Annotated in this window: 8 protein-coding genes; 4 read left to right on the forward strand and 4 right to left on the reverse strand. The window is 66.7% G+C overall.

From position 1 onward, the window contains the following. Positions 1–65 precede the first annotated feature (65 nt). The gene (locus ACFXI3_RS40650) at positions 66–1,145 is read right to left on the reverse strand and encodes an erythromycin esterase family protein (protein ID WP_378406972.1); all 1,080 of its coding nucleotides are present in this window, start codon (positions 1,143–1,145) and stop codon (positions 66–68) included. 88 nt (positions 1,146–1,233) lie between these two features. Between ACFXI3_RS40650 and ACFXI3_RS40655 the strand changes: the two genes are divergently transcribed. Further along, positions 1,234–1,905 carry a MerR family transcriptional regulator gene (locus ACFXI3_RS40655; RefSeq protein WP_378406974.1) on the forward strand — a complete coding sequence of 224 codons (672 nt, stop codon included), beginning with the start codon at positions 1,234–1,236 and terminating at the stop codon, positions 1,903–1,905. Here ACFXI3_RS40655 and ACFXI3_RS40660 read toward each other — a convergent pair whose 3' ends face one another. Continuing rightward, the gene (locus ACFXI3_RS40660; protein ID WP_344288031.1) at positions 1,906–2,229 is read right to left on the reverse strand and encodes an NIPSNAP family protein; all 324 of its coding nucleotides are present in this window, start codon (positions 2,227–2,229) and stop codon (positions 1,906–1,908) included. Then, positions 2,226–3,347 carry a 5-methyltetrahydropteroyltriglutamate--homocysteine S-methyltransferase gene (locus tag ACFXI3_RS40665; RefSeq protein ID WP_378406976.1) on the reverse strand — a complete coding sequence of 374 codons (1,122 nt, stop codon included), beginning with the start codon at positions 3,345–3,347 and terminating at the stop codon, positions 2,226–2,228. The genes ACFXI3_RS40660 and ACFXI3_RS40665 overlap by 4 nt, the downstream gene beginning before the upstream one ends. 74 nt (positions 3,348–3,421) lie before the next feature. On the opposite strand from ACFXI3_RS40665, the gene ACFXI3_RS40670 reads away from it, so the two are divergent. Continuing rightward, the gene (locus ACFXI3_RS40670) at positions 3,422–4,762 is read left to right on the forward strand and encodes a nucleobase:cation symporter-2 family protein (RefSeq protein ID WP_378406978.1); all 1,341 of its coding nucleotides are present in this window, start codon (positions 3,422–3,424) and stop codon (positions 4,760–4,762) included. Here the strand turns inward: ACFXI3_RS40670 and ACFXI3_RS40675 are convergent. Then, the gene (locus ACFXI3_RS40675) at positions 4,719–5,288 is read right to left on the reverse strand and encodes a TetR-like C-terminal domain-containing protein (RefSeq protein WP_378406980.1); all 570 of its coding nucleotides are present in this window, start codon (positions 5,286–5,288) and stop codon (positions 4,719–4,721) included. The genes ACFXI3_RS40670 and ACFXI3_RS40675 overlap by 44 nt on opposite strands. 88 nt (positions 5,289–5,376) lie before the next feature. Here ACFXI3_RS40675 and ACFXI3_RS40680 point away from each other — a divergent pair, with 88 nt between their 5' ends. Together ACFXI3_RS40680 and ACFXI3_RS40685 are read left to right on the forward strand one after the other, a co-directional pair. Beyond that, positions 5,377–5,817 (forward strand): pyridoxamine 5'-phosphate oxidase family protein, encoded by a 441-nt coding sequence (locus ACFXI3_RS40680; protein ID WP_378406982.1) that lies wholly within the window; start codon positions 5,377–5,379, stop codon positions 5,815–5,817. A gap of 259 nt (positions 5,818–6,076) precedes the next feature. Then, positions 6,077–7,495, forward strand: coding sequence for a pyridoxal phosphate-dependent decarboxylase family protein (locus ACFXI3_RS40685; protein WP_378406984.1), 1,419 nt, complete (start codon positions 6,077–6,079; stop codon positions 7,493–7,495). Positions 7,496–7,906 lie beyond the last annotated feature (411 nt).

Raw genomic sequence — 7,906 nt, forward strand, 5'->3', positions numbered from 1 at the left:
CGCTCCTCCCGACATCTCGGGCTCCATCTGAGCACACCTCAGCCAAGATCGTCGAGGAGCAGCGGTCACACCCGCTGCAGGAACGCGATCGCGTCCGCCGCTTCGACCGCGTCGAACGGGAGATACCCGCGTCCGTCGCCGGTCCGCGCGGGCAGGTCCGGGTCGATTCCGGCGGTTTCGACCAGTTCACGGTCCTGAACCGTCGCGGCCAGATACGCCTGCAGCGTCCCGGGCGCGGGCTCCCCTACCGCATCGGAAGCGCCGAAATCGGTGGCAATGAACACATACCGGTCACCAAGCCGATCAGCGACCTGCGCGCCCGCGCTCCACCACCGCCCACCCATCATCGAAGCCGCGCGTCGCTGCAGGTGCTGGTTGTGCGCGGAGACGAACGTGCCCGGCAGCGCGAGCAGGTTGTCCGCCATCATCGCGTCGCGCTGCGCCCCGAGCCTGCCCATCCGTTCCGGCGAGGTGTCGGCCATCAGCGAGTGGTAGCGGCAGAGCCCGACCGCGGTCCGGGCGAGCAGGTCGCCGCCGTCGGGCAACGCCGGTCGTGCGCGCTCGAAGTGGCTGGCGAGATCGTCGGCGACCAGCCGCAGCTCCCGTGCGTAAGGACTGTCCCCTTTGGACTTCGCCCCGTCCCACATCGCCGCCTCGTCCGCCCAGGCCGCGTCATCGCCAGCCAACCGCTCGATGGTGGCGACGTCGTGGGGCACGTCGTCAAGATGCTTGGCCAGAAAGCCATGCAGTTCGGTGAGTACCGCGCGCGGGCTGGGCGCGCTCGCCATCTCGAGCGGAGCGTCGAAACCGTGGAAGTGGACCTGGTCTTCGGTCGCCCGGCCAGCGTTGTAGTCGCGCAGCCATTCGACCAGCGCGCGGTTGGACGGGAACGCCCCGAAACCGTGGCTGAACCCGGTGGCCAGCACCTTGTCGAGTTCGCCTTCGCCGGTGGTCACGTAGTGGTCGACCAGGCGTCCGGCCAGGCAGTCGCTCTCCAGCGCGATCGAACGGTAGCCGTGTTCGAGGACGAGATGCTGGAAGATTTCGTTGCGGAACAAGGGGAACGCCTCGGTCCAGTGGGTGGGCTCACCCAGACCAAGCAGAGTCGGCGAACGCTGCGCGAGGAAGTCGTCAAAGGTCTGCATTGCTTTGACCGTATCGTTGAACTCTCTGTTGGCACTTCTGCTCACCTCACCTGGTTGAATGGGAAAGAACCCTCAAACCGGAGGTGATATGCGTCCGAAGGACCTCGCCCGCGAGCACGGCTTGTCGACCCAAGCCGTCCGCAACTACGAAGAGGACGGCATCCTCCCGCCCGCCGAACGCGGACCGCAGGGCTACCGGACGTACACCGAACACCACGCGCAAGCGCTGCGCGCCTTCCTCGCCCTGCGTCCTGGCTTCGGCCACGCCCGCGCGGCAGCGATTCTGCGGGCGGTCAACGAGCGTTCGGAAGACACCGCATTCCAGCTGATCGACGAGGGCCACGCCGAGCTGTTGCGCGACCGCGGCACGCTCACCGAAGTCGAGCACGCGCTGCGAAACCTGACGCAGGAACCGGACGCACGCCAGACTGTGCCCTCCATCGGCGCGCTCGCGCACCAGCTGTCCGTGCACCCCGCCACGCTGCGCAAATGGGAGGCCGCCGGGATCCTCCAACCGGAGCGAGACCGAGCCGGAAACCGGCGCTACCCACCGGCCGCGGTGCGCGATGCCCGCCTAGCCCACCAACTCCGCCGCGGCGGCTACCCCCTGGCCCGAATCGCGGCAGTGTTGGAGCAGGTCCGGCACGCGGGCGGGGTCGCGCCGCTGGAAGAAGCCTTGCGCACCTGGCGTTCCCGGCTCACCGCCCGGGCACACGCGATGCTGGACGGGGCTGCTCAGTTGTCGCGTTACCTCACGTGATCACTCCGGCAACTGATCGTCCGGCAAAAGGGGCCGCATGAACGTCCGCCGGTACCGGATCACACATCCGCTCTCGTCCCGGATCCGATCCGCCGCCACGAACTCCGGGTCCACTCCGAACAGTGTCCGGTACCGCTCGTACGCGGCCAGGCTTTCGAAGCTGAACAGCGCCCGGGCCTCGTCGCTGGCCCCTTCCGCGGGCAGGAAATACCCGTGGTGCACCCCGCCCTCGCGCCGGACCAGGCGCATCCACTCGGCGGCGAACCGTTCGAAGTCCGCGATCTTCTCCGGGTCGATCACGTAGTCGACCACGCAGGTGATCACGAACGACCCCAGACCCGCTCCGCCGTCGAAACGATCAGCTCCAGCTTTCGCAGCTGCTCGCTGGCGGTCAGATCGTTTCCTTCCTCAGTGGACGAAAAGCCGCACTGCGGAGACAAGCACAGCTGGTCGACGTCCACATACCGCGACGCTTCCTCGATCCGCCGCACCAGCGCGTCCGGGTCTTCCAGCTCCGGCCGTTTGCTGGTCACCAGCCCGAGCACGACCCGCTTTCCCTTCGGCACGAAGCGCAACGGCTCGAACCCGCCGGAGCGTTCGTCGTCGTATTCCAGGAAAAAGCCGTCCACCGCCAGCTCGCCGAATAGCGCTTCGGCGACGAACTCGTAGCTCCCGGACGCTACCCACGACGAGCGGAAATTGCCTCGGCACAGGTGCGTCGTCACGGTCAGGTCGTCCGGTTTCCCCGCCAGCGCGGCGTTGATCGTCGAGATATTGCGCAGGTGCATGGTGTCCGGGTCGCTGCCCATGCGCGCGACGAGTTCGCGCTGTTTCGGGTCGTTGAGATACGCGAGGCTGGTGTCGTCCAGCTGCAGATATGTGCAGCCCAGCGCGTTCATCGCACGCAACTGCTCCGCGTACGCCGCACTGAGGTCGGTGAAGAACTCGTCCAGCTCCGGGTACACGGTCTCGCTCACCGCCGCCCGGCCGCCGCGGTAATAGACCATGCTCGGCGACGGGATGGTCAGTTTCGGTGTGATGCCCGGGTCGGTGTGCGCCTTCAGGAACTCGAAGTGGTCGGCGAAGATCGGCTCGTCCAGCCGTACCTTGCCGTCGACCTGCAAGCCCGGCGGGCTGAACTCCAGGTCGCCAGCGAGATTGTGGAATTTCACGTGCAGCCGCTCGTCGCTGCGCGAGACGCCGCCGAGCGCGTAGATGAAGTCCATGTGCCAGGAGGAGCGGCGGAACTCGCCGTCGGTCGCCGATTCCAGGCCGGCCGCCTTCTGCATCTTCACGACGTCGCGGATCGCGTCGTCCTCGACGGCTCGCAGCTGTTCGGCGGAGATCTCCCCCGCCGCCTGGTCGCGCCGCGCTTGGCGCAGCACCGCCGGCCGCAGCAGGCTCCCTACATGATCGGCACGGAACGGAGGTCGTGCAGTCATGTCTGGCATGGTCACACACAAACCGGCGGTATGTGCAGCCATAATCCGGCGGGACCACACAGAAGGAGCCGCTCATGACCAACGCCGCGCACCCGGTCGACCGGGGCCTTCCCGCCGGACGGCTGCTTCTGCTCGGACTGCAGCACATGGCGATCATGTACACCGGCTGCATCGCCGTGCCGCTGGTCATCGGCAGCGCGCTGCACCTGGACAACGCGTCGATCGCGCTGCTGGTGAACGCGGACCTGTTCGTCGCCGGACTGGCCACTTTGGTCCAGTCGGTCGGCATCGGGCGGCTGTTCGGCGTCCGGCTGCCGGTGGTCGCCGGCGCGACGTTCACTGTGGTCAACCCGATGATCCTGATCGCCGCGCAGTACGGCATCACCGCGGTGTACGGCGCGATGATCGCCTCCGGCGTCTTCGGCCTGCTGATCGCCCGGCCGTTCGCCGCGCTGATCCGGTTCTTCCCGCCGCTGGTGTCCGGGACGTTGCTGCTGGTCATCGGCATCTCGCTGCTCGGCCCCGGCACGGCGATGATCGGCGGGCACGACACCGGCGACCCGTCCTACGGCGATCCTGCGAACCTCGGGCTGGCGTTCGGCGTGATCGCGCTGGTGGTGCTGTTCACCCGGGTGCTGCGCGGCTTCCTCGGCCAGATCGGTCCGCTGGTCGCGCTCATCGCCGGCGTGCTGATCGCGATCCCGCTCGGCCGCACGCACTTCTCCGGCGTCGGCGACGCGAGCTGGTTCGGGCTGGCCTCGCCGTTCCACTTCGGAGCGCCGACGTTCCCGGTCGCCGCCGTGGTGTCGATGTGCGTGGTGATGCTGGTGTCCTTCACCGAAACCACCGCCGACCTGATCGCCGTCGGCGAGATCACCGGCCGCCCGGTCACGCCGTCCGATCTCTCCCGCGGCCTCGCAACCGACGGGCTGTCCGCGATCTTCGGCGGCTTCATGAACTCCTTCCCGGACACCGCGTTCGCGCAGAACGTCGGCTTGGTGCAGATGACCGGCGTGCGCAGCCGCTGGGTGGTCGCCACGACCGGCGGCATGCTCGTGGTGATGGGCCTGGTGCCGAAGATCGGCGCGTTCATCGCCGCGATCCCGGAACCGGTCGTCGGCGGCGTCGCGGTGGTGATGTTCGCGATGGTCGGGGTGGTCGGCGTGCAGACCCTCAAGAAGGTCGACTTTTCCGGCAACCACAACGCTTTCGTGGTTTCCGTAGCACTCGGCGTCGGCCTGCTGCCCGCTTTTGGCCTCGACCGCTTCGGCAACTCGGTGTTCTTCCAGCACTTCCCCGCCTGGCTGCGCACGATCTGCGGCAGCCCGATCACCGTCGCCGCGGTACTGGCCTTCGTGCTGAACCTGCTGTTCAACCACCTTGGCCGGAAGCGGGAGGAAGACCTGCTGCCGTAAGCAACCGATCGGCGAGCTGCACGCCTATCCCCGGTTCGATCGGCCTTCTCAGCAACACCCGCAGATACAGCGGAGCGAGCACGTAGTCCAGCAGTTCCTGCAGGTCCAGTGCGGGCTCGCCACGAGCCGCGGCCGCAGTCAGCATCTGCTCCAGGTCCTCGCCACGCGACAGCAGATGCTCGATCGGATCAGCGTTGGTCCCGATGAAGGTGATCAACGCCCGAACCAGCACCGCGCCATCCGGATCCGCGAGCGCGCGTTCGACCGCCGTCGCCCACTGCTCGACGTCGCCCCGCAGCGACCCGGTGTCCGGCACCGGCGACGTCAGGCTCAACCGAGCGACCGCGGCGTCGAGCAGCACGCTCGCGCAACTGCCCCAGCGCCGGTAAACGCTGGTCGGATTCACCCCTGCCCGCTCCGCGATCTGCGGTACCCCCGCAGTCGTCTCCCCCTCCGCGAGCAGCTCGATCACCGCACGGTGCACCGCTTCGCGCACCCGCGCGCTGCGTCCGCCCGGCCGAGTCATCCCGTCATCCTAAAGCAATGGGGGTGGCCTTAATGCGTGAAGTGTGCGTAACCTAAAGGCAAATCGATTGGCCTTAAGGAGCACCGAGATGGTCAGCAAGATCCCGCCCGCCGAACGCGAGGCCCTGCTCGCCGAACCGATCATCAGCGTCCTGAGCGTGACCGCGGAGCCCGGTCGCGCACCGCTCACCACCCCGATCTGGCACCAGTACACCCCCGGCGGCGAGGTCACCGTGCTCACCTCGCCCGGTGCCCGAAAGACGAAACTGATCGAAGCCGCCGGCCGCTTCGCCCTGTGCGTGCAAGACCCGAAGACCATCCGCTACGCGACCGCCGAAGGCCCCGTCACCGGCGTCCGCGCAGTCACGGAGGAAGACCGCCTGGAGATGGCGCGCCGATACCTGCCCGAGGACGCGGCGCTCGCCTACATCAAAGCCACTCCCGAACAGAGCCACAATGTCGTGATCTCCATGCGCCCCGAACGCTGGAACACCGCGGATTTCAGCGACCTGACCGACGAACTCTCCTGACCCCCTTCCAGGGTCGGCTCCCCCCCTCCGGAGCCGACCCTGGAACCCCTTGTCCCCCAACCTTTCCCCGGTACCGCCGTTCGGCCGCACACCCCGATCATGCCCGGTTTCCCTAGTTGCCCCGGCCGTTCGGGCACTCCTTTCCCCGTCCTATTCGGCCCAGCAGCCAAAAGCCCCACACCCTGCTTTCCGCCATTGCGCCACTGTTCTAGACCATGCCACCTTGTGCCGGAAAAGACCTTCGAACAGAAGAGGGCGCATGGACGGCACTTCCCTCATTCTCAATGCCGCCGAACGGACCAGAGCCGCCGAACTTTTGGCCAGGTTCACCGACAGCTACGAAAATTCACTCACTAGTCGCCCGATCGCCCCTGACGCAGACCGGGAAACCCTGACCAAACTGCTGGCCGAACCTTTCCCGGAAGAAGGCCTTGGCGTAGAAGCTTTCTTCGCCGACGTCGTAGACCGGATCGTGCCCTACACCACCACGATCGCCCACCCACGCTTCCTCGCCTACGTACAGGGCCCGCCCACCGGCATCGGCCCCTACGCCGAAGCGATCGCCGCGATCCTGAACCAGAACTGCAACCTGTGGCAGATTTCCCCCGCCGCCAACGTGATCGAACGCTCCGTCATGGACTGGCTCACCACCCTCTTCGCCCTAGGCCCGTCCTCCGGAGGCATCCTCACCAACGGCGGCTCCGGAGCCACTAAGGACGCGATTACCGCCGCCATCGCCGACCGCAGACCAGACTTCCGCGAACACGGCCTGCAAGATAACCGCGCCCCTCTCGTGCTTTACACCTCCGACGAAGCACACCGCAGCGTCGTCAAAGCCGCCACCCTCTTAGGAATCGGCTTAGCCAACGTCCGCACAATCCCGACCGACGACCATTTCCAACTCCGCGTCGACCTGCTAACCCAAGCAATCGCCGACGATCGGGCGGCCGGAAAAGAACCGTTCTGCATCGTAGCCACCGCAGGCACAGTAACCACGGGCTCGATAGACCCCATCGGCCCCATCGCGGACCTCTGCGCACAAGAAAACCTCTGGCTACACGTAGACGGCGCATACGGAGCCCTATTCGCCCTAGCCGATTCAACCCGCGACGCGCTACTTCCGTTGTCCCGCGCGGATTCCATCACCCTGGACCCGCACAAGCTGCTCTTCGCCCCGCTCGAAGCAGGAGCCCTGCTAGTCAAGGACATGGCGAAACTACGCGCAGCCTTCGCCTTCTCCTCGTCGTCGTCCTACCTCACCGCAATCGACGACGCCCACCTGCTCGACTACATGGACCACGGCCCGCAACTTTCCCGCAGCTTCAAGGCTTTGAAGGTCTGGGCCGCACTGCGCACCTTCGGCGTAGGAGCCTTCCGAACAGTCACCGAACGCTGCCTAACCCTGGCCGCCCGCCTAGGCTCACACATCGCCGCCGCCCCCGGCTTAACCTTGATGAACCCGGTGACGCTCACCGCAGTCTGCATCCGAATGCCCGGCCGCAACGCCGAAGCACACGCAGAACTCCTCACGAGACTGCACGAAGAAGGCACCGCGATGCTAGGCCCCGCAAGAATTCGCGGCCAAGCCTGCGTCCGCGCCTGCATCACAAACCACCGCACCACCGAAGCCGACATCGACCTACTAGCCAGCCGCCTAACCGCCCTGACCACCCCCTGACCAGTTCCGTGAGGGCCACCTTCACGGACTCTGAGTCCCTCAGGGTTCCCCTCACGACCCCCGCCGGTCCGTGAGGGACCCCTTCACGGACCCAGATTCCCTCAAGGAGCCCTTCACAGCCCGCCCCATCTCCGCGACACACCCAACGCGGCAATCGGTGCACCCCACGCACCCAATGCGGCATTGGTTGCGTCGCATGCACCCAATGCGGCATTGGTTGCGTCCCGCGCACCCAATGCCACATTGGGGCGCAAGCCCCAACCCAACCAACCAACCGCCGCCGCTGCACCCAACTATCGAGGCACCCAGCCCCTCCCCCAACCCCGATACGAAGCCCCCCTGCGGTTCGGGGGTGCTTGTCAAGGCATCTTTCCCGCCTTGACAAGCACCCCCGAACCGTCAGCACAATCA

It is taken from the genome of Amycolatopsis sp. NPDC059235, from assembly GCF_042754125.1.
Lineage (GTDB): Bacteria > Actinomycetota > Actinomycetes > Mycobacteriales > Pseudonocardiaceae > Amycolatopsis > Amycolatopsis albidoflava.